Origin of the sequence: Comamonas sp. CMM03 (assembly GCF_019218715.1) — a bacterium.
GTDB lineage: Bacteria > Pseudomonadota > Gammaproteobacteria > Burkholderiales > Burkholderiaceae_C > Comamonas > Comamonas terrigena.
In genome coordinates, this window is record NZ_JAHUXB010000004.1 from 118,295 (window position 1) to 139,265 (window position 20,971).

Sequence of the window (20,971 nt, forward strand, 5' to 3'; positions counted from 1 at the left end):
CCATGCCTGCATTGATTTGCGGATCCCTGGCCTTTGACAACATTATGACCTTCGAAGGTCGCTTTGCAGACCAGATCATGCCGGAGCAGCTGCACATCCTGAATGTGTCTTTCCTGGTGCCTTCGCTGCGCCGTGACTTCGGTGGCTGCGCCGGCAACATCGCCTATGCGCTGCAGCAGCTGGGTGGTCAGCCCTTGCCCATGGCCATGGTCGGCAGCGATGGCGCGGACTACCTGGCACGCATGCAGGCGCAGGGCATCGACACCCGCCATGTGGGCCAGGTGCAGGATACGCACACGGCCCAGTGCATGATCATGACCGACCGTGACAACAACCAGATCGCGGCCTTCCACCCCGGTGCGATGTCGCTGGCCCATCAGAACGTGATCACCGCGGAATGCGGTGCCCGGATCGCCATCATCTCGCCCGACGGCCGTGATGCCATGCTGCAGCATGCGGCACAGCTGGCCCAGGCCGGCATTCCTTTTGTGTTTGATCCCGGCCAGGGCCTGCCCATGTTCAACGGGCAAGAGCTGCTGCAGTTCATCGACCAGGCGTCCTGGGTCACCGTCAACGACTACGAAGGCAAGATGCTGTGCGACCGCACCGGGCTGTCGCTGGAGGCCCTGTCGCAAAAGGTGCGCGGCCTGGTGGTGACCTTGGGGGCGGAAGGCTGTGAAGTGTGGGAACAGGGCGTGCGCACCCTGGTGCCTGCGGTCACCCCCGCTGCCGTGGTGGACCCCACAGGATGTGGCGATGCCTGGCGCGCTGCCTTGCTGTACGGTCTGGAGCAAGGCTGGTCGCTGGCGCAATGTGCCGAGCTGGGCAACCAGGTGGGCGCAGTCAAGGTGGCACACCGTGGCCCGCAAAACTACACCCTGGAGCAGTTGCGTGACAGCCTGCTGGCGGCCTGATGCCCCAGCGCTGACCCCATGAAAAAAGCCCGCATCTGCGGGCTTTTTTCATGGGCGATGGCCGCAACGGCCAATGCTTCAGGGCTTGCCGCCGGTAGGGAAGGGCCAGGCAGCCTGGGGTGCCAGCGCTGTCTGTGCCACAGGCGCAGCAGCTACGGCAGGCGCAGCAGCAGCCTTCTTGGCAGGGGCAGCCTTCTTGGCAGCAGCAGGTGCAGCGGCCTTCTTGGCGGCAGCAGGCGCAGCGGCCTTCTTGGCAGCAGCAGGCGCAGCGGCCTTCTTGGCAGCAGGCGCAGCAGCCTTCTTGGCAGCAGGTGCAGCGGCCTTCTTGGCAGCAGGTGCAGCGGCCTTCTTGGCAGGAGCAGCCTTCTTGGCGGCAGCAGGCGCGGCAGCCTTCTTGGCAGCAGGTGCAGCGGCCTTCTTGGCGGCAGCAGGCGCAGCGGCCTTCTTGGGTGCAGCGGCCTTGGCGGTGGTGGCCTTCTTGGCGGCGGCCTTGGGAGCTGCAGCCTTAGGAGCGGCGGCCTTCTTGGCAGCAGGAGCAGCGGCCTTCTTGGGCGCAGCAGCCTTGGCGGTGGCGGCCTTCTTGGCGGCGGCCTTGGGAGCTGCAGCCTTGGGAGCGGCGGCCTTCTTGGCAGCAGGAGCAGCAGCCTTCTTGGGCGCAGCAGCCTTGGCGGTGGTGGCCTTCTTGGCGGCGGCCTTGGGAGCAGCGGCCTTCTTGGCAGTAGCAGGAGCAGCAGCTTTCTTGGGCGCAGCAGCCTTGGGAGCGGTAGCCTTCTTGGCAGCAGGTGCAGCGGCCTTCTTGGGAGCTGCGGCCTTAGGTGCAGCAGCCTTGGGAGCGGCAGCCTTCTTGGCAGCAGGTGCAGCAGCCTTCTTGGGAGCAGCAGCCTTGGCGGTGGTGGCCTTCTTGGCAGCGGCCTTGGGGGCTGCGGCCTTGGGGGCTGCGGCCTTGGCGGCGGTCTTCTTCACTTCTGCCTTGACGGCAGTTTTCTTGGTGCTTTCGCTGCCGGTGGTGGCAGCCTTTTTCGCTGCGGTTTTCTTTGCAGTTGCCATCATCTTCTCCTTCGTTGGTTTATACAAAGCGCTGTTTGCGATTGGAACGCAGGGCGTGATCCTGTGCGCCGTGGAGGGATTCAACGCAACACGCATAAAAGCGCCCCATGCCACCAAATTCGCAAAAGCAGTTGATGGCATGGGGCGCATTATGAATTTTCTTGTAGCACTTGAGGAGGTATTAATCCCAAGAAAGTGCACCTCCGGACTGATATTCGATGACTCGTGTCTCAAAGAAGTTACGTTCCTTCTTCAAATCGATCATTTCACTCATCCAGGGGAACGGATTTTCTTCACCCGGGAACAGCTCTTCCAAACCGATTTGTGTGGCGCGGCGATTGGCGATGTAGCGCAGATAGCCCTTGAACATCGATGCATTCATGCCCAGCACACCGCGTGGCATGGTGTCTTCGGCATATTGGTATTCGAGCTCGACGGCCTTGCGGAACAGCTCGTTGATCTCTTCCTTGAATGCAGGGGTCCACAGGTGCGGGTTCTCCAGCTTCAACTGGTTGATCAGGTCGATGCCGAAATTGCAGTGCATGGATTCATCGCGCAGGATGTACTGGTACTGCTCGGCAGCGCCCACCATCTTGTTCTGGCGGCCCAGCGCCAGGATCTGCGTGAAGCCCACGTAGAAGAACAGACCTTCCATCAGGCAGGCAAACACGATCAGGCTCTTGAGCAGGGTCTGGTCGGTTTCCGGTGTGCCGGTGTGGAAGTTCGGGTCCATGATCGCTTCGATGAAGGGGATCAGAAACTCGTCCTTGTTGCGGATGGACTCGACCTCGTTGTACGCATTGAAGATCTCGCCTTCGTCCAGACCTAGCGACTCCACGATGTACTGGTAGGCGTGGGTGTGGATGGCTTCCTCGAAGGCCTGGCGCAGCAGGAACTGGCGGCATTCCGGTGCGGTGATGTGGCGGTAGGTGCCCAGCACAATGTTGTTGGCCGCCAACGAATCGGCGGTCACAAAGAAGCCCAGATTGCGTTTGACGATGCGGCGCTCGTCTTCAGTCAGGCCATTGGGGCTCTTCCACAGCGCGATGTCGCGCGTCATGTTCACTTCCTGCGGCATCCAGTGGTTGGCGCAGGTGGCCAGGTACTTTTCCCAGGCCCACTTGTACTTGAAGGGCACCAGCTGGTTGACGTCGGTCTTGGCGTTGATGATGCGCTTGTCGGCCGCGTTCACACGCTTGTGGGTGTTGGTGGATGCGCCGCTTTCCGCGCTGCTGGCGGAAGGGGCAAGGGTGTCGTCGTCAAAACTCAGCATGGTGTATTCCTTGGAGGGAGCAGCTGGGTGCGTTCATTGCCATCCAGCTTTTTCGATTCATCGATGTCACAAGTGTGGCGGCAGGCGGCACATGGGCGCGTTGCATTTCGCCGTCGCCGGGGGCATGCAGCCCCCGAGGGCCTCGCCCGCTCTGGCGTCTGGCGTCTGGCGCCAAAGCGGGGGTGCACCGAACGCTGGGCGCCCTGTGCACCGGGAGGCATCTGCCGTTACTGGCAGGCCTCGCAGCCGGGGTCGTCGATCGCGCAGAACTTGATGTCCGTGGCCGGTGCCTGCTGGGCGCGGGCGGCGGCTGCGGCTTTTTCCAGCGCGCTCATGGAGGCCATGGCGGCGGGAGCGTTGGCCGACACGGCATTCAGCACACGGCTTTGGACCGTGGACTTCTCCACGTGGGTGGCGCTGATGGTGCGCAGGTAGTAGGTGGTCTTCAGACCACGCTGCCAGGCCAGCAGGTAGGTGTCGTGCAGCTTCTTGCCGGATGCACCCGCCATGTAGATGTTCAGGCTCTGGGCCTGGTCGATCCACTTCTGGCGGCGGCTGGCAGCCTCCACCAGCCAATGCGGTTCCACTTCGAAGGCGGTGGCGTACAGCTGCTTGAGGTCGTGCGGCACGCGCTCGATGGGGCGCAGCGAACCGTCAAAGTGCTTCAGGTCCATGACCATCACTTCGTCCCACAGGCCCAGCTTCTTCAGGTCACGCACCAGGAACTGGTTGATGACGGTGAATTCGCCGGACAGGTTGGACTTGACCGACAGGTTGCCGAACGAGGGCTCGATGGAGGCGTCCACCCCCACGATGTTGGAGATGGTGGCCGTGGGCGCAATGGCCACGCAGTTGGAGTTGCGCATGCCGTCGGCCTGGATCTTGGCGCGCAGCGCTTCCCAGTCCAGACGCACGGTGCGGTCCACGTCCACATAACCGCCGCGTTCCTTTTCCAGCAGGTTCAGCGAATCCAGCGGCAGGATGCCCTGCGACCACAGCGAGCCCTGGTAGCTGGAGTAGGTGCCGCGCTCCTTGGCCAGCTCGGTCGATGCCCAGTAGGCGTAGTAGCAGACCGCTTCCATGGCGGCGTCGGCAAACTCCACGGCAGCCTGGCTGGCGTAGGGGGTGCGCATTTCATACAGCGCATCCTGGAAGGCCATGATGCCCATGCCCACCGGGCGGTGGCGCATGTTGGAGTCGCGGGCCTTGTCCACGGCGTAGTAGTTGATGTCGATCACGTTGTCCAGCATGCGCATGGCCGTGGTGATGGTCTTGCGCAGCTTGGCGTGGTCGATGGCGCCGTTGGTGATGTGGCGTGCCAGGTTCACGGAGCCCAGGTTGCAGACGGCGGTTTCGCTGTCGCTGGTGTTCAGCGTGATTTCCGTGCACAGGTTGGAGGAGTGCACCACGCCCACATGCTGTTGGGGCGAGCGGATGTTGCAAGGGTCCTTGAACGTGATCCAGGGGTGGCCGGTCTCGAACAGCATGGACAGCATCTTGCGCCACACATCCACGGCGGGCACGCGCTTGAACAGCGTAATTTCGCCGGTCTGGGTCTTGGCTTCGTAGGCGGTGTAGGCCTTCTCGAAAGCCTGGCCGAACAGGTCGTGCAGCTCGGGCACGTCGGAAGGCGAGAACAGGGTCCAGTCGCCCTTTTCCACCACGCGCTTCATGAACAGGTCGGGAATCCAGTTCGCCGTGTTCATGTCGTGGGTGCGGCGGCGGTCATCGCCAGTGTTCTTGCGCAGTTCCAGGAATTCTTCGATGTCCAGGTGCCAGGTTTCCAGGTAGGCACAGACAGCGCCCTTGCGCTTGCCGCCCTGGTTCACCGCCACAGCCGTGTCGTTGACCACCTTCAGGAAAGGCACCACGCCTTGCGATTCGCCGTTCGTGCCCTTGATGCGGGCGCCCAGGGCGCGCACATTGGTCCAGTCGTTGCCCAGGCCGCCGGCAAACTTGGACAGCAGCGCGTTTTCCTTGATGGCGTCGTAGATGCCGCCCAGGTCGTCGGACACAGTGGTCAGGTAGCAGCTCGACAGCTGCGAACGCAGCGTGCCGCTGTTGAACAGCGTGGGCGTGGAAGACATGAAGTCGAACGAGCTCAGCAGTTCGTAGAACTCGATGGCGCGGGCATCGCGGTCGGACTCCTGCAGCGCCAGGCCCATGGCCACACGCATGAAGAAGCTCTGCGGCAGTTCGATGCGCGTCTTACGCACGTGCAGGAAGTAGCGGTCGTACAGCGTTTGCAGACCCAGGTAGTCGAATTGCTGGTCGCGCTCGGCCTTCAGTGCCTTGCCCAGGCGGGGCAGGTCGAACTTCAGCAGCTCTGGGTTGAGCAGCTCGTTGTCCACGCCCTTCTGGATGAATCCGGGGAAGTAGTCGGCATAGGCTGCGTCCATGTCGGCAGGCTGCACATCGCGGCCCATGACTTCGCGCACGATGGTGTGCAGCAGCAGGCGGGCGGTGACATAGGTGTAGTCGGGATCGGTCTCGATCAGGGTGCGGGCGGCCAGGATGGCGGCCTTGTAGACCTCGGCCAGCGGCACGCCGTCGTAGAGATTGCGCAGCGTCTCGCTCAGGATGGGCGCAGCGGAGATATCGGGGTTCAGGTTGCGGCAGGCAGCTTCAAACAGGGCCTGCAGGCGTTCCTGGTCCAGCGGCTGGCGCTGGCCGTTGTCGGTCACGTGCAGCGTGGGCTTGGGGGCTGCAGCGGCTGCGGCTTCTTCCTCGGCCTTCTTCTTGGCGGCGGCGCGTTCCTGGTTGCGGGCTTCGCGGTACAGCACATAGGCGCGGGCCACATCCTGGTGACCGCCACGCATCAGACCCAGTTCCACATGGTCCTGGATGTCTTCAATGTGGAAGGTGCCGCCGCCCGGACGCGAACGCACCAGGGCGCGGATCACGGCGTGGGTCAGGCTGTCGACGGTTTCGCGCACGCTGGCGGATGCAGCGCCCTGGGCGCCGCGCACGGCCAGGAAGGCCTTGGTGGCGGCGGTGGCGATTTTCTGCGGAGCAAAAGGCACGACATCGCCACTGCGGCGGATCACCTGGTAGGTCTCCAGCGCTACCTGGGTGGTCGTGGGCTGGTCGGCAGACAGGGTATTCGGTGCGTCTTGCATGGGTTCCTCTTGATTGGGATGGCGGGGCCGACGGCGGTGGGGCCCTGCGTCTGAATGCGGTAGTTGCAACAAGATGTTGCACACTAGATGTAGTGGTCGATTGATTGCCGAGCACTAGGGGTAGTGTACTGCGCAGGCCTGTGCTGCCAAGCCGGAAGCGGGAAAAAATCTGTGGCGTCAGGGGCTTGACACGCTGGCAGCGCCCGCCCGCTGGTGCTTTTCCGGCGAAAGTCCGCAAGCCATGCGGGGTGGCAGGCCATGGCGCCGGGCAATGGCGCACCAGCATTGCGTGCACCGGTGGTCCGGGGGCGTGTCTGCCGCCCGGGCGTCGCGTTTTGGCTGCAGCCTGCGGTCAATGGGGATTGACGCCGCGCATGGGGGCGAAAGTCTGCCTACCCATGCCGTCACGGCGCGCTGTGGCAGGGGGGTGGGTACGCACCAAGCAGAAGGAGAAGGCGCCGTGGCGGGCGGTGCGCGGCATGGGCACAGCGCAATGACCTTGCTGGCGGCGTGGAACGCACGCAGGGGGCTAGGCCGGCGGAAACTGCCAATCCGGGTGGCGGGTCTGCAAGGGGTGCTGCAGGCGCGGCCAGTCAAAACCGGGGCCGGGGTCCTGCTTGCGGCCGGGGGCAATGTGCTCGTGGCCGGCGATGTGCTGCAGCGGGTAATGCTGGCCAATGGCTTCGCTCAGCTGCAGCAGGCTGGTGTACTGGGCGTCTTCAAAGCCCAGGCCCTCCAGGCCTTCGAGCTCGATGCCGATGGAGTCGTCATTGCAGTTGCCGCGCCCGCGCCAGCTGGACTGGCCGGCATGCCAGGCGCGCGCGTCGGCACTGACAAACTGCCAGATTTGGCCTGTGCGCTCGATGAAGAAATGCGAGGACACCTCCAGCCCGCGAATGCCCTGGAAGTAGGGGTGGGCGTCCCAGTCCAGCTGGTTGGTGAACAGCTGCTGCACGCAGCCGGTGCCAAACTGGCCTGGCGGCAGGCTGATGGAATGCACCACCAGCAGATCGACCTGCGCCTGGGCAGGGCGGGGGCCGAAATTGGGCGAAGGCAGGTGGCGCACGCCGGACAGCCAGCCGTCACGCCACACAGGCGGGTCAAAGTCCATGGGAAGGAGGGTCTGTCGCTTCGGGCGCCAAGGGAGTCTGCAAACGGTTCACACGATAGCGCATTTGCTGCTGCCGCAGACCCGGGCGGGATGCCGCTGCCAGGCAGTGGCGGGGAGTCCCGTTCCGGTCGCCAGATGCAGGTCCTGGTGTTCGCAGGTTCAGGGGCGGGGGCCGAGCTTGCGGTGCGCCTCGCAGCAGTAGGACTGCTGCTGTGCATCGCTCAGGGCATCGCGCTGCGGCAGGTGCAGGCCGCAGTGGGCGCAGGCCACCATGGGCTGGGGCGGCGCGAGCGTGGGCTGGGACGGTGGCGCCGGGGGGCGCAGCGACTGGCGCTGCTTCTTCCAATACAGATAGAACACCGCCACCACGGCGATCACCAGCAGGTATTTCATTGCAAGCGCCCCAGCACCACTTCCAGCACGAAGCGCGAACCCACATAGCCCAGCAGCAGCAGCAGCGCGCCCGCATAGATCATGCGCACCGCATGGTTGCCGCGCCAGCCAAAGCGGCGGCGGCCCACCAGCAACACGGCAAACACCAGCCAGCTCAGCAGGGAAAAGATTTCCTTGTGGCCCCAGCGCCAGGCGTGGCCGTAGAGCTGTTCGCCAAACAGCCAGCCGGCCAGCAGCGTGGCCGTCAGCAGGATGAAGCCGGCTGTCACAAAGCGGAAGGTCAGCCGCTCCAGCAGCAGCAGCGGCATGCCGCTGTCGGATTCGGCGCCGGTGCGCATGCGCTGCTCGGCCTGGCTCATCAGTGCGCCGTGCACCACGGCGGCGGCAAACAGCCCATAGCAGGCAATGCCGAGCGCCAGGTGCAGCGGCAACCAGGCCGAGGCCTGGACATGCAGCGGGTGGCCCGGAAACACCAGGGCCAGGGCCACCGTGACGGCGCCCAGTGCGGCCAGCACCCAGCGGGCCCGCATCTGGGGAAAGAGCTGCTGCTCCACGGCGTACACCGTCAGCATCAGCCAGGCCGTGATGGACAGCGCCGGGGCAAAGCCAAAATGGGGCGGGCTGTTCAGCAGGGTGAAGACCAGCGCCAGGCCATGCAGCACCCAGGCGCAACGCAGTGCCAGCCGGGCCTTGGCAGGCGTGAGATGGCGTATGCCCAGCGCGGGCACGGCATAGGCCAGGATGGCGGCCATGGACATGCCCCAGCCAGGCAAGGAAGAAGGGGTCGGAACCATATCTGGATGATAGCCGTCGGCGTAGCTGCTGCGCCGCTGTGCGGGCGCAAGTCAGCATCAGAAATGCGGCCAAGCGCCGCAGAAAACCACAGTTTGCCCGCCGGGCGGGGCCGGGCGCCGGCGCCCATGGGCTTCCGGGCAGGCGCCATGCCGCCCCGGGCGGCAGCGGCGTTCCCCTGTGCGCGGCAGCGCAGGGGTGGGGCATGTAAAATTGGCGCTTACGCCCGGGGGCGCACGCGCGTCCACGTCCTTTGCCACTGGTTGGACCTGCGGCAACCGATATTTCCCCGGCCCTGCTGCGCAGGCACCCAGCCTGCCTTGGCAGCAGCACGACCCACTCTTCCCCGGAACAGACAGCTATGGCATCCGCACTCACCGACAAACTCTCGCGACTCGTCAAGGAGATGCGGGGCCAGGCCCGCATCACCGAATCCAATGTGCAGGACATGCTGCGCGAAGTGCGCATGGCCCTGCTGGAAGCCGATGTGGCCCTGCCCGTGGTGCGCGACTTCATCGCCCGGGTCAAGGAAAAGGCGCTGGGCCAGGAGGTGCTGGGCAGTCTGAAGCCCGGTCAGGCCCTGGTGGGCATCGTGAATGCCGAACTCTCCGCCACCATGGGCGAGGGAGTGGCCGACATCAACCTGAATGCCCAGCCGCCGGCCATCATCCTGATGGCCGGCCTGCAAGGTGCCGGTAAAACCACCACCACCGCCAAGCTGGCCAAGCACCTGATCGAAAAGCGCAAGAAGAAGGTGCTGACGGTCTCGGGTGACGTGTACCGCCCTGCGGCCATCGAACAGCTCAAGACCGTCACCGCCCAGGCCGGTGCCGAATGGTTCCCCTCCACGCCCGACCAGAAGCCGCACGACATTGCCGTGGCTGCGCTGGACTACGCCAAGAAGCATTTCTTCGACGTGCTGCTGGTGGACACGGCCGGTCGCCTGGCCATCGACGAGCTGTTGATGGCCGAAATCAAGGACCTGCATGCCACCTTGAAGCCGGTCGAAACCCTGTTCGTGGTCGATGCCATGCAGGGCCAGGATGCGATCAACACCGCCAAGGCCTTCAAGGAAGCGCTGCCGCTGACCGGTATCGTGCTGACCAAGCTGGATGGTGACTCGCGCGGTGGTGCTGCCCTGTCGGTGCGCCAGATCACCGGTGCGCCCATCAAGTTTGCCGGTGTGTCCGAAAAGATCGACGGCCTGGAAGTGTTCGATGCCGACCGCCACGCCCAGCGCGTGCTGGGCATGGGGGACATCGTGGCCCTGGTGGAGCAGGTCACCAAGGGCGTGGATATGGAGGCCGCGCAGAAGCTGGCCGAAAAGGTCAAGAGTGGCGACGGGTTTGACCTGAATGACTTTCTGGCCCAGATCCAGCAGATGAAGCAGATGGGCGGTCTGTCCACGCTGATGGACAAGCTGCCTTCCGAGCTGACCGCCAAGGCCGGCGCCGTGGACATGGACAAGGCCGAGCGCGAAATCAAGCGCAAGGAAGGCATCATCTGCTCCATGACCGCCAAGGAGCGCAAAAAGCCCGAAATCATCAAGGCCACCCGCAAGAAGCGCATTGCCGACGGCGCAGGCGTGCAGGTGCAGGAAGTCAACCGCCTGCTCAAGGAATTCGAGCAGATGCAGACCATGATGAAGAAGATGAAGGGCGGCGGCTTGATGAAGATGATGAAGAAGATGGGTGGCATGAAAGCCATGAAGGGCATGATGGGTGGCGGTGGCATGCCCAAGCTGCCGTTCTAAGCCTTCTTGGCTGCCTGCGCTGTCTGCATGGCAGCGCGGTGTGTGTACCAGGCGCCTGCAACAGGCGCCTTTTTCATGCCCGCTTGGTGGGGGCCGGTGGTCTGTGCCGCCGTGCTGCGGCGGATGACCAGACCGCGTTCTGGCGGCTGGGCTGGCGACTGGGCCACAGGGCGCTGGGGCGTGCGGTGGACCTGGATGTGACGTTATCTGCCGCCTTGGCGGTGCCAGTGCTTGTGCCGGATACGAGCAGCGGGCGCTGCGAAGCACGCTGTAGGAGATGCGGTGCGCCCGTCGCCTTTATTTCAGGCGCCCATAAAAAAACCGCCCGGTCTTGCGACGGGGCGGTATGAATCGGAAAGCGTTGAGTTTTCCAAAGGGGAACGGGTGAATCAGTGGAGCATCAGCGCACCTGCGCTCTTGCTCTTGCCGGCACGGGCCGGCGGGTTGCACAGGCCACATTCGTAGTGGCGTGCGTTTTCATAGGGTTCGGTCACAAACATGCCGGAGCACTTGGAGCACTTGGTGCGGGTCAGCATATTGGCGTCCACGAACTTCACCAGGCGCCAGGCGCGGGTGAAGGACAGCATCAGATCCAGGCCGGCGGCTTCGATCTGTTCGCTGTAGAGGCGGTAGGCCTTGGTCAGTTGCTCCACTGCATCCAGCTCCACACCCTTGGACAGGTATTCGTAGATGTTCAGGAACAGCGAGCTGTGGATGTTTTCTTGCCAGGTCAGGAACCAGTCGGTGGAAAACGGCAGCTGTCCCTTGGACGGCGACTTGCCTGCGATTTCCTTGTAGAGGCGGATCAGGCGCTCATACGACAGCGTGGTTTCGGACTCGAGCACCTGCATGCGGGCGCCCATGCCGATCAGCATGGCAGCGCGTTCGATCTGCTTGGACTCGTTCAGCACGCTCTTGGTGGTGGTGGCCATGGTGGTTTCTCCGTGTGTGGTTGCGTGGGGCAATCAGCGTGTGCCTTACAGCACTTCGGAGACGCGGCTGGCCATCAGGATGTTGGCGTGCAGCGTGTTGGTGGCTTCGTTGCCGATCTTGTTGCTGCTGTGGTTGGTCAGCAGGCTCCAGACCAGTTCGTCGTCCACACGGAAGCTGCACAGCAAGGTGTTGCGGGAGGCGAGCTTCAGAACTTGTGCGGCGGAGAGGGCACCCAGGATGTCGCAGGCGTCTTCATTGAGGCCCAGACGGAACACGGCTTCTGCCTTGTCTTGGCGGATCAGGGTTTGCGCCAGCATCAGGTAGGTGAGGTTGGCTTCACGGATCTCGGCGAGCAGTTGGTCGTTGTTCATTGGGTGTTCCTTTCCTTTGGAGTCCAGTCAAAAGTGATTGGTCTTTCAGATCGCTGCGGTCTTGCGCTGTTGTCGATCTGATGGAATGGATTGTGAAGAACCCAATGGGGGAACTGAAGTCAGGGTGCGTCGGTGCGCGGAGTCTGGTTCCCTCACCTTGCGTGTAGGAATTTATCTGACATGGCGGCCATCTTCATGGCATTGACAGGGACAGACTGTACCGGCACGTAGCGCACATCGATACGTGGATAAATGTTACAAAAGGACGTCAATCCAGCGGATGCGCTCTTTATGTAGCTTTGCGAAATCCACCGAATGGCGGCCCATTGCATGCATGGGTGGATATTGCAAGTTATTGAAAATTAAGGGTTTTATTGTTTTTCTGGGCGGCGCTACGGTGTGTGTCGGGAGCCGGCAGTCATCGCCAACACCATCCGCCGAGATAAGCCGGTCACCTGACTTGTAACGTCTTGTGGTCCAGTCGGTAACCGCCGGCTTGCAGGCCGGTGCCGTAGACCGGATCGGCCGCAGGTGCTGCAAAAGCCAAGGCTGTAGTCCATTGCTGACAAACGGCAGCCGGTGTAGACAGCGGTTTCGAACTTGCTGTACTGGTGCTGGGGCGCTTGCCTGGATGACGGCGTGCGGATGGCTACTGTGTATGGCAGGGGCGGCTAGGTGTTGAGTCTCAGGAGGTTGTTCATGGCCGGTATACGGCTCATGGGAGGCTGGCGGTTGAGAGCGGAGTGTGGCCTGAGCCAGTTGTAGTGGTCAACGAAGGGCTGCAAGGCGGCCTGCCGCTGCGCTGAGCTTGGGCGTAAGCCCACTCGCGCAGGCTGGTCTGCACGAAGCGCTCGGCCTTGCCATTGGTCTGTGGGGTGTAGGGCCGGGTGTGGATGTGGCGTATGCCCAGCTCGTCGCAGGCAGCCTTGAAGGCGTTCTTGTACCCCGTCCCGTTGTCGGTCATGACGCGCTCGATCTTCACGCCCATGCCCGCATACCAGGCTACGGCCTCGCGCAAGAACTGCACGCAACTGGCGGCCGTCTCATCGGGCTTGATCGCGGCGAAGGACACTCGCGAGTGATCGTCGATGGCCAGGTGCACCGCATCCCAGCCGATGCCCCTGTTGCGGGTCGTCCTGTCGCCCGTGATTCGGTGACCGATGCCCTGGATGCGTCCGAGCCGCTTGGTGTCGATGTGCAGCAGCTCGCCGGGGGCTGCCCGCTCGTAGCGGATCACCGGCACGGGCGGCTGCAAGGCCTCGAGCCTGCTCAAGCCCATGCGCGCCATGTGGCGCGCAACCGTCGCCAGGCTGCGACCGCACTCCCTTGCAATCCGCCACAGCGGCACACGCTCGCGGCGGCGCTGCTCGAACCGATGGAGCTGCTCGGGATCGCAGGCGCTCGGGCTACGCCAAGGCCTGCTGCTTCGATCGCTCAACCCCGCATGGCCCTCGGCCTTGAATCGCGCTAGCCACTTGTAGCCCGTGCGCTCGCTGACTCCCGCCGCACTGCTGGCATCCCTGACCTTGCAGCCCTCGTGCAAGACCCTGTAGACCAGCAGGGCTCGACCTCGCGGCGTCAATGCCGCATGCTTATGGCTGTTCATCCGTCTTCCTTTGCTGAGTTGCGATGGCCTGGTAACCACAGCTTCCCAGAGCAGGGACGGATGAACAACCTATTAAGACTTCACAGCTAGGCCGCACACGCAAGAAAAAACCCGCAGGGCTTGCGCACTGCGGGTTTCGGGTGTCCTGGTGGTCGTAGTGGGACTTGAACCTACGACATCAGCATTATGAATGCTGCGCTCTAACCAACTGAGCTATACGACCGACAGGGCGCGATTCTAGGGGGAAAAAAGGTGGCCCCGCACGAAAGTGGGCAATTTTTTGTGTCCGGTCGCTGCGCAGCAGCCCGGTCTGCATGGCCATGCCGGGACGCAGGAGCGGCAAAGTAGCGCACAGCAAGCGTGCAGGCAAAGAAAAACCCGCAAGGCTTGCGCATTGCGGGTTTCAGGGATTCTGGTGGTCGTAGTGGGACTTGAACCTACGACATCAGCATTATGAATGCTGCGCTCTAACCAACTGAGCTATACGACCGACAGACAGAAATTATATACCAGCTTTTATTGGTTGGTAAAGTTCGCCGGGCGCTTGTTCAGGAAAGCGTCCATGCCTTCCTTCTGGTCCTGGGTGGCAAACAGGGAATGGAACAGGCGGCGCTCGAACATCAGGCCGTCGGAGAGCTGGCCTTCATAGGCGCGGTTCACGGCTTCCTTGGCGGCCATCACTGTGATCTGCGAGAAGCCGCTGATGGTGATGGCTGCGGCCAGCGTTTCTTCCATCAGCTTGTCCAGCGGCACCACGCGGCTGACCAGACCGCTGCGCTCGGCCTCGGCGGCGTCCATCATGCGGGCCGTCAGGCACATGTCCATGGCCTTGCTCTTGCTGATGGCGCGGGGCAGGCGCTGCGTACCGCCGGCGCCGGGGATCACGCCCAGCTTGATTTCGGGCTGGCCGAACTTGGCGTTGTCGGCGGCGATGATGAAGTCGCACATCATCGCCAGCTCGCAGCCACCGCCCAGGGCAAAGCCGCTGACGGCGGCGATCACGGGCTTGCGGATGCTGCGGATGGTTTCCCAGTTGCGGGTGATGAAGTCACCGCGGTAGGCATCGGCAAAGCTGTACTTGGCCATGGCGCTGATGTCGGCGCCTGCCGCAAAGGCTTTCTCGCTGCCGGTGATGACCATGCAGCCGATCTTTTCGTCCGCCTCGAAGGCCTTCAGCGCCTCGCCCAGCTCGTTCATCAGCTGGTCGTTCAGGGCGTTGAGCTGCTTGGGGCGGTTCAGGGTGATGACGCCGACTTTGTCCGCTTCGACGCGGACTTCGATGGTTTCGTAGGCCAAGGGGCTATCTCCGTAGGTATGTTTATAGGACGGGTGGATGGAGAAACTATACCCAAGCCGCCCGTCCGTACAGTCACCTACGGCCAGACCCTGAAACGGCACCACTGGCGGGCAGCCGCGGCTTCACTGCGCCGCCAACCATTTGGCGGCCACGGCAGCATCCTGCATGCCCAGCTTGATGTTGGCGGGCGTTTCCGTGTCGGGCGCTGCCGGCGATTTGCCCGAGCGCTTGAGCGCCGGCCGGGCGGTCGCCTTGGCCGCAGCCGGCAGTTGCAGCGACAGGCGCAGCAGCTGGTGGTCGCGGGCGACCAGGGCCGTCACCACCTCGCCTGGGCGGGTGTAGAGCGGCAGGTCCTGCAGCTTGCTCAGGCGCCAGCCGTCGCCGCCTGCGCGTTCCACGCCCAGCCATTCGTCGCCGGCCATCAGGCCTGCCTGTTCGGCCAGGCCGCCGCGCAGCACGGTCTTGATCAGCACGCTGCGCTTGTCCTGCACGCGCAGGCCCAGTTGCTGGGCCAGGGCCGGGCGGTCGGCCTGCAGCAGCACGCCGTGGGCCGCCAGCAGTTCTGCCAGCGGCAGCTCGCCGGTGCCGTGCACCCACTGGGTGATTTCGGTTTCCCAGCTGCGGCCCGTCAGCTCCTGCAGCACGGCCAGCACATCGGCCTCGGCCATCGGGCCGCCGTGGCAGCGGGTCCACAGGCCGCGCATCACCTGGTCCAGCGTGACCGGGCCTTCGCGGCGCAGTGCCAGGTCCAGGCACAGGGCCACCAGCGAGCCCTTGGTGTAGTAGCTGACGGTGGCGTTGGCGGTGTTCTCGTCCTGGCGGTAGTACTTGACCCAGGCGTCCCAGCTGGACTGCGCCACGCTCTGCACCTGGCGACCGGGCGTCTGCTGTACCTGGTTGATGGTCTTGGTCAGCAGGGCCAGGTACTGGGCGTTATCGATCAGGCCGGCACGGCGCAGCAGCAGGTCGTCGTAGTAGCTGGTGAAACCTTCGAAGAACCACAGCAGCTGGGTGTAGTTCTCGGCGTTGTAGTCGTAGCGGGCAAATTCGGCCGGGCGCAGGCGCTTGACGTTCCAGGTGTGGAAGTACTCGTGGCTGATCAGGCCCAGCAGCGTGGTGTAGCCCTCGGGTTGCTTGCCGCCTTCGCCCAGGGCGCTGGCGCTGCGCGGCAGGTCGCGCCGGCCGCAGATCAGCGCGGTGGAATTGCGGTGTTCCAGCCCGCCGTAGTTGTCGTCCGTGGCGTTGAGCATGAACACGTAGCTGCGGTGCGGCGGCTTCTTGCCCTTGCCGTGCCAGAAACGGATTTCCTCTTCGCAGATGGTCTGGGTGTCGCGCAGCAGCTTATCGCCGTCAAAGCTGGCCGGGGCGCCGGCCACCACAAAGCGGTGGGGCACGCCACAGGCGGTGAAGCGGCCCTGCCAGAAGGCGCCCAGTTCCACCGGGCAGTCCACCAGCTCGTCATAGTCGGCCGCCAGATAGTGGCCAAAGCCCTGGCTGTCCACCGCGTGGGGCGTCAGGCCCGTGGCCAGCTGCCAGTCGGCCGGGGTGGCGGCAGAGCGGGCGATTTCCAATGCATGCGGGGTGCGTTCCTGGCCATGCACGCGCAGCAGCAGGCTGGTGCCGTTGAAAAAGCCGCGCCGGCTGTCCAGCCAGGCGGTGCGCACCGAGGTGTCATAGGCGCAGACCTGCCAGTGCAGCTCCACCGGCTGGCCGGCCTTGCAGTCGAGCTGCCAGCGGTGCTTGTCCAGCTGCTGCACGGAAATGGCCTTGCGGCCCTGGGTCGCCTTCAGCCCTTGCAGGTTCTTGGCGAATTCGCGCACCAGGTAGCTGCCCGGAATCCACACCGGCAGCGACAGCTGCTGGCCGGCCTGGGGCGCGGCAATGCGCAGGCGCACGGCAAACAGGTGGGCGTGCAGGTCCAGGGCTTCCACCCGGTACTGCAGCGGGGCATGGGGCGGCTCCAGGGCATCGGTGGACAGGGCGTGCGCTGCCGCTGCCGACAGCTTGGGGGCCGATGGGGCGGTGTTTTGGGGGATGGATGTGGACATGGCGGCGTCGGCGAGAGAGGGCGGCGTGCCTGGCGGCCACGCCGCAAAAAAGAACAGGGCCTGCACGGCGGCAGGCCCCGGGGGCTTAGCGTTTGGCGGCGGCGAGGTGTTTTTCCACCTCGGAAGCCGGAATGGCACCGGGCACGCGGCTGTTGTCTTCAAAGATCAGCGTGGGGGTGCCGGTGATCTTGTGTTTCTTGCCCAGGGCCAGGTTGCGCTGCAGTGCCGTCACATCGCAGCTGGCGGCGGCCGGGGCCTTGTCGCGCAGCATCATGTCGTGCCAGGCGGTGACCTTGTCCTTGGAGCACCAGATGTTGCGCGACTTCTCGGCCGAGTCCGGGCTCAGGATGGGGTAGAGGAACATGTAGATGGTGACGTTGTCCACCTTCTGCATGTCGCGCTCGAAACGCTTGCAGTAGCCGCAGTTCGGATCTTCGAACACGGCCAGCTTGCGCTCGCCCTTGCCCCGCACGACGGTGAAGGCGTCCTGCAGCGGCAGGTCCTTGAACTGCACCTCGGTCAGCTTGGTGATGCGGTCTTCGGTCAGGTTGCGGCGTGCCTTGGTGTCGATCAGCTCGCCCTGGATCAGGTAGTTGCCCTTGGCATCGGTGTAGAACAGGTCGGTACCGATGCGCACCTCGTACAGGCCCTGCATGGGCGTGGGGCGGATCTCGTCGATCTTGTCCAGCTGCGGAATGCGCTCGGCCAGGGTCTTTTTCAGATTGGCGTCCTGGGCATGGGCGCCCAGGCCCAGGGTGAGGGCGGCGGCGACAAGCAGGGCAGAGGGAATCAGCTTCATGAATACAACCGTGCAATAAGAGGCAAAAACAAAGGGTTGGGGTGGCCTGGGCGGCAAAGGTTCCCCGGTCAGCGCCGGGAGGCACCCTCCAGGGTCACAGGCCCATGGCCTGGCGGGCCATCCAGTCCTTGAGCGGGCCGCTGCGCTCGAACGCCTGCATGCCCCAGTTGCGCAGCGCCTGCAGCGGCGCTTCGGGCCGGCTGAACAGCTGCTGCAGCCCGTCCATGGCCAGTCCCATCGGGGCCAGGCCGGCCTTGCGTTCGCGCTCGTAGCGGCGCAGCAGCTTGCTGTCGCCGGTGCTGCGCCAGGCGTCGCGCTCCTGCAGGATGCGCGCCAGGGCCTGCACATCGGCCAGGCCCAGGTTCAGACCCTGGCCGGCCAGCGGATGCACATTGTGGGCGGCGTCGCCGGCCAGCACCCAGCTGGCGCCCGGGTTGCCGGGCTGCACACCGCTCCAGCGGCGGGCCACGGCCTGCTGCAGCGGCCAGGTCAGGCGCGGGCCTTGCAGTTCCAGCGTGCCCAGGGCGTGCTGGCTCAGCTCCTGCAGCCGGGTGGTGAAATCGGTGGGCGCCGCGTCTTTCCATTGCTGGGCGGCTTCGGGAGCGGTGGACCAGACCACGGCCACGGTGTGGCCGTCGGCCCCGTCCAGCGGCAGCAAGGCCAGGATGCCGTCGGCGCTGAACCACTGGCGGGCCACCTGGCCGTGGGGTTTTTCGCAGACCAGGCGCGTGGCCAGGGCGTGCTGGGGATAGGGGGTGACGTCAAACTCCACGCCGAATTCGCTGCGCGTGCTGCTGGCACGGCCTTCGCAGATGGCGGTCAGCGGGGCGTCTACCGGGCGCTCGACCACTTCGACCAGCGGCTGGTAGCGCACGGCTTCGACCAGGCGGTTTTCCAGCGCCGGCACATCGACGATCCAGCCCAGGGCATCGACCGACTGGGCTCCGGCATCGAAATGCACGCTGCCGCCTTCATCGCCGAACACTTCCATGTGGCGCAGTGCGGTGGCGTGGACGGGGTCGGGCCAGACCCGCAGCGAGGCCAGCAGCTGCCTGGAACTGGTGTTGAGCGCATAGGCACGCACATCGCGCGCTGCGTCAGGGGCTGGCGGGGTGGCAACCAGGGCGACACGCAGCCGCTCGCGCGCCAGCAACAGGGCCAGGGTGCGGCCCACAATGCCGGCCCCACGGATACATACGTCAAAGGATTGCGCCATGGCCTGCATTGTAGGAGGGCGGCGCTGGCCCCCGCTGGCGTGCTGCCATGTTCCAATCACCCGCGGGACCGGGCAGACCGGGGTCAGATCAGAAGGAGACGAAAAAATGGCAGCAGCATCATGGGATGCGGTGGAGACTTCGGCCGATGTGCAGGGCCGCATTGCCCAGCTGTGGGTGTACCCGGTCAAATCCTGCGCCGGGGTGCAAGTGCCCGCGGTGCGGCTGGACGCCACCGGGCTGGCCCAGGACCGGGAATGGATGGTGGTCGATCCGGAGGGCGTGTTTCTGACCCAGCGCAGCCACCCGCGCATGGTGCTGATCCAGCCCGAGCTGCTGGATGGCGGCGAAGTGCTGGCGCTGCAGGCCCCCGGCCAGGTGCGCCATGTGGTGCAGCCGCCGGCCGAGGCCGCCCTGCAGCAGGTGGAGGTGTGGGACGACCGCGTGACCGGCCACGACCAGGGCGATGCCGTGGCCGGGTGGCTGAGTGCCTTCCTGGGCACGGACTGCCGTCTGGTGCGCTTTGACCGCAGCCGCCAGCGCCCGTGCAGCCGCAAATGGACGGGCGATGTGGCCGCCAGTACCTTTTTTGCCGATGGCTACCCGCTGCTGGTGACCACCACCGCGGCAGGCACCGAGCTGGCCGAACGTGTGCAGTCTGCCGGTGGTCCGCATGTGGACCTGCTGCGCTTTCGCGCGAACCTGGTGCTGGACGGGCTGGAGGCCCATGAGGAAGACCATCTGGCCCAGCTGCACATCCGCACCGCGGGCGGCGTGGTCACGCTGCGCCCGGTCAAGCCCTGCACGCGCTGCCCGATTCCGGACATCGACCCCGCCACCGCTGCAAGTAGCCTGGACGTGAGCACCGCCCTGGCGGGCTACCGTGCCGATGCGCGCATGGACGGCGCCATCACCTTCGGCATGAATGCCATCGTGCTGCAGGGGGCCGGCCTGGTGCTGGAAGCCGGCCAGCCCATGGTGGGCGAGCTGGCGTTCGACTAGGACGGGTGCTTCACGCGGCCGTGCGGCCGATCTCTGGCCAGCGGTGGTGCAGATAGATCCACGACAGCAGGCCGATGGCCATCAGCGCGGCCGAGCCAAGTGCCAGGGCCGCGGTGGAATGCATGACCAGCGGAGCCAGCACGCCGGCCACCAGGCCGTTGGCGGTCGACCCCACCACGGCCTGCAGCGAGGACGCCAGTCCCCGGCGCAGCGGGTACAGATCCAGCACCAGCAGCGTGACCACCGGCACCATCAGCGACCAGCCGAACGCGTAGATGCCCACCGGCAGCAGCGCCCAGCCGACATGGGCCGGCAGCAGCAGATTGGCCACCACATTGGCGATGGAGACCACGGTCATGATCAGCAGGCCGTGGCGGATCTGCCGCTTGGGCGCAATGCGTCCGGCGAGCCGGCCGCTGACCCAGGCGCCGCCCATGATGCCGGCAATGGTCAGCAGGAACAGCCAGAAGAACTGCGTGGGGCCCAGGCCCAGGTGGTCGCCCAGAAACGCCGGGGCCGACAGCACGTAGAGAAAAAAGCCGTTGAACGGCACGCCGCTGGCCAGCGCCAGCAGCAGAAAACGCGGATCGGTGCACAGCTCGCCATAGCCGCGCATCAGGTGGCGCACGTCAAAGGGCTGGCGCTGGCTGGCATGCAGCGATTCGGGCAGCTGCCGCCAGTTGACGGCCAGCAGCACCACGCCGATGCCTGTCAGCAGCCAGAAGATGCTGGCCCAGCCCAGGTGCACAAACAGCCAGCCACCCATGATGGGGGCGATGGCCGGGGCCACGCCGAAGAAGATGGTGATCTGGCTCATCACCCGCTGGGCCTCGGTGGGCGGGAAGATGTCGCGCACGATGGCGCGCGAGACCACCACCCCTGCGCCGGTGGACAGGCCTTGCAGCGCGCGGAAGAACACCAGCTGGCCGATATCCTGCGACAGCGCGCAGCCGGCCGATGCCAGGGTGAACACCGCCAGACCGCCCAGGATCACCGGGCGGCGGCCAAAGCTGTCGGCCAGGGCCCCGTGGAACAGGTTCATGAAGGCAAAGCCGAACAGATAGGCCGACAGCGTTTGCTGCATCTGCAGCGGCGTGGCGTCCAGTGCCCGCGCAATGCCCGAGAACGCGGGCAGGTAGGTGTCGATGGCGAAGGGGCCGAGCATGCCCAGCACGGCCAGCAGCACGGCAAGGGTCCAGCGCGGACCACGCCACAGGGTATCGGCATGGGGGTGCATGGGAAGTGTCACAGGGGAGAACAGTCCCGCAGTGTGCCAGCAATGGCCGCCGCTGGCAGCCG

General features: G+C 64.9%; 16 protein-coding genes, 2 tRNA genes and 1 pseudogene. 3 read left to right on the forward strand and 16 right to left on the reverse strand.

Translation table 11 applies throughout. The features are described from left to right. Nucleotides 1–2: 2 nt before the first annotated feature. Nucleotides 3–914: a carbohydrate kinase family protein gene (locus tag KW830_RS14465; protein ID WP_066537629.1), complete on the forward strand. Its 912-nt coding sequence runs from the start codon at nt 3–5 to the stop codon at nt 912–914. Nucleotides 915–992: 78 nt separating this feature from the next. On the opposite strand, the gene KW830_RS14470 is transcribed toward KW830_RS14465, so the two are convergent. The 6 genes from KW830_RS14470 to KW830_RS14495 form a co-directional block, all read right to left on the reverse strand. Next, entirely contained in the window at nt 993–1,961 is a 969-nt protein-coding gene (locus KW830_RS14470; RefSeq protein ID WP_218333545.1) for a hypothetical protein, read from the reverse strand. A 181-nt stretch (nt 1,962–2,142) separates the two neighbouring features. Then, nucleotides 2,143–3,234, reverse strand: coding sequence for a ribonucleotide-diphosphate reductase subunit beta (locus tag KW830_RS14475; protein WP_066537613.1), 1,092 nt, complete (start codon nt 3,232–3,234; stop codon nt 2,143–2,145). 227 nt (nt 3,235–3,461) lie between these two features. Further along, nucleotides 3,462–6,353 carry a ribonucleoside-diphosphate reductase subunit alpha gene (locus KW830_RS14480; protein WP_218333546.1) on the reverse strand — a complete coding sequence of 964 codons (2,892 nt, stop codon included), beginning with the start codon at nt 6,351–6,353 and terminating at the stop codon, nt 3,462–3,464. A 529-nt stretch (nt 6,354–6,882) separates the two neighbouring features. Beyond that, the gene (ampD, locus tag KW830_RS14485; protein WP_218333547.1) at nt 6,883–7,464 is read right to left on the reverse strand and encodes a 1,6-anhydro-N-acetylmuramyl-L-alanine amidase AmpD; all 582 of its coding nucleotides are present in this window, start codon (nt 7,462–7,464) and stop codon (nt 6,883–6,885) included. Between the two features lie 159 nt (nt 7,465–7,623). Beyond that, entirely contained in the window at nt 7,624–7,857 is a 234-nt protein-coding gene (locus tag KW830_RS14490) for a PP0621 family protein (protein WP_066537582.1), read from the reverse strand. Then, on the reverse strand, nt 7,854–8,651 hold the full coding sequence (locus KW830_RS14495) for an inner membrane protein YpjD (RefSeq protein ID WP_218333548.1): 798 nt from the start codon (nt 8,649–8,651) through the stop codon (nt 7,854–7,856). The genes KW830_RS14490 and KW830_RS14495 overlap by 4 nt, the downstream gene beginning before the upstream one ends. 359 nt (nt 8,652–9,010) lie before the next feature. Here KW830_RS14495 and ffh point away from each other — a divergent pair, with 359 nt between their 5' ends. Further along, a complete protein-coding gene (ffh, locus tag KW830_RS14500; protein ID WP_218333549.1) occupies nt 9,011–10,402 on the forward strand; it encodes a signal recognition particle protein in 1,392 nt (463 codons plus the stop codon). A 389-nt stretch (nt 10,403–10,791) separates the two neighbouring features. Here the strand turns inward: ffh and flhC are convergent, their stop codons facing one another. From flhC to KW830_RS14545, 9 genes and pseudogenes are all read right to left on the reverse strand, one after another. Continuing rightward, nucleotides 10,792–11,334, reverse strand: a complete 543-nt coding sequence (gene flhC, locus KW830_RS14505) for a flagellar transcriptional regulator FlhC (protein WP_066537566.1) — start codon at nt 11,332–11,334, stop codon at nt 10,792–10,794. Nucleotides 11,335–11,379: 45 nt separating this feature from the next. Then, entirely contained in the window at nt 11,380–11,706 is a 327-nt protein-coding gene (gene flhD, locus KW830_RS14510) for a flagellar transcriptional regulator FlhD (protein WP_066537563.1), read from the reverse strand. 671 nt (nt 11,707–12,377) lie between these two features. Continuing rightward, a pseudogene (locus KW830_RS14515) lies at nt 12,378–13,312 on the reverse strand (IS481 family transposase). A 146-nt stretch (nt 13,313–13,458) separates the two neighbouring features. After that, a tRNA-Met gene (locus tag KW830_RS14520) sits at nt 13,459–13,535 on the reverse strand. Between the two features lie 190 nt (nt 13,536–13,725). Beyond that, nucleotides 13,726–13,802, reverse strand: a tRNA-Met gene (locus KW830_RS14525). Nucleotides 13,803–13,828: 26 nt separating this feature from the next. Beyond that, entirely contained in the window at nt 13,829–14,608 is a 780-nt protein-coding gene (locus KW830_RS14530; protein ID WP_066537561.1) for an enoyl-CoA hydratase, read from the reverse strand. 123 nt (nt 14,609–14,731) lie between these two features. After that, nucleotides 14,732–16,657, reverse strand: a complete 1,926-nt coding sequence (locus KW830_RS14535) for a M61 family metallopeptidase (protein WP_218333550.1) — start codon at nt 16,655–16,657, stop codon at nt 14,732–14,734. A gap of 85 nt (nt 16,658–16,742) precedes the next feature. Further along, on the reverse strand, nt 16,743–17,456 hold the full coding sequence (locus KW830_RS14540) for a DsbC family protein (protein ID WP_066537559.1): 714 nt from the start codon (nt 17,454–17,456) through the stop codon (nt 16,743–16,745). A gap of 94 nt (nt 17,457–17,550) precedes the next feature. Further along, nucleotides 17,551–18,672, reverse strand: coding sequence for an FAD-dependent monooxygenase (locus KW830_RS14545; protein WP_218333551.1), 1,122 nt, complete (start codon nt 18,670–18,672; stop codon nt 17,551–17,553). Between the two features lie 106 nt (nt 18,673–18,778). Here KW830_RS14545 and KW830_RS14550 point away from each other — a divergent pair, with 106 nt between their 5' ends. Beyond that, nucleotides 18,779–19,672, forward strand: coding sequence for an MOSC domain-containing protein (locus KW830_RS14550; RefSeq protein ID WP_218333552.1), 894 nt, complete (start codon nt 18,779–18,781; stop codon nt 19,670–19,672). Nucleotides 19,673–19,682: 10 nt separating this feature from the next. On the opposite strand, the gene KW830_RS14555 is transcribed toward KW830_RS14550, so the two are convergent. After that, nucleotides 19,683–20,909 (reverse strand): multidrug effflux MFS transporter, encoded by a 1,227-nt coding sequence (locus KW830_RS14555; protein ID WP_066537550.1) that lies wholly within the window; start codon nt 20,907–20,909, stop codon nt 19,683–19,685. Nucleotides 20,910–20,971: the final 62 nt, after the last annotated feature.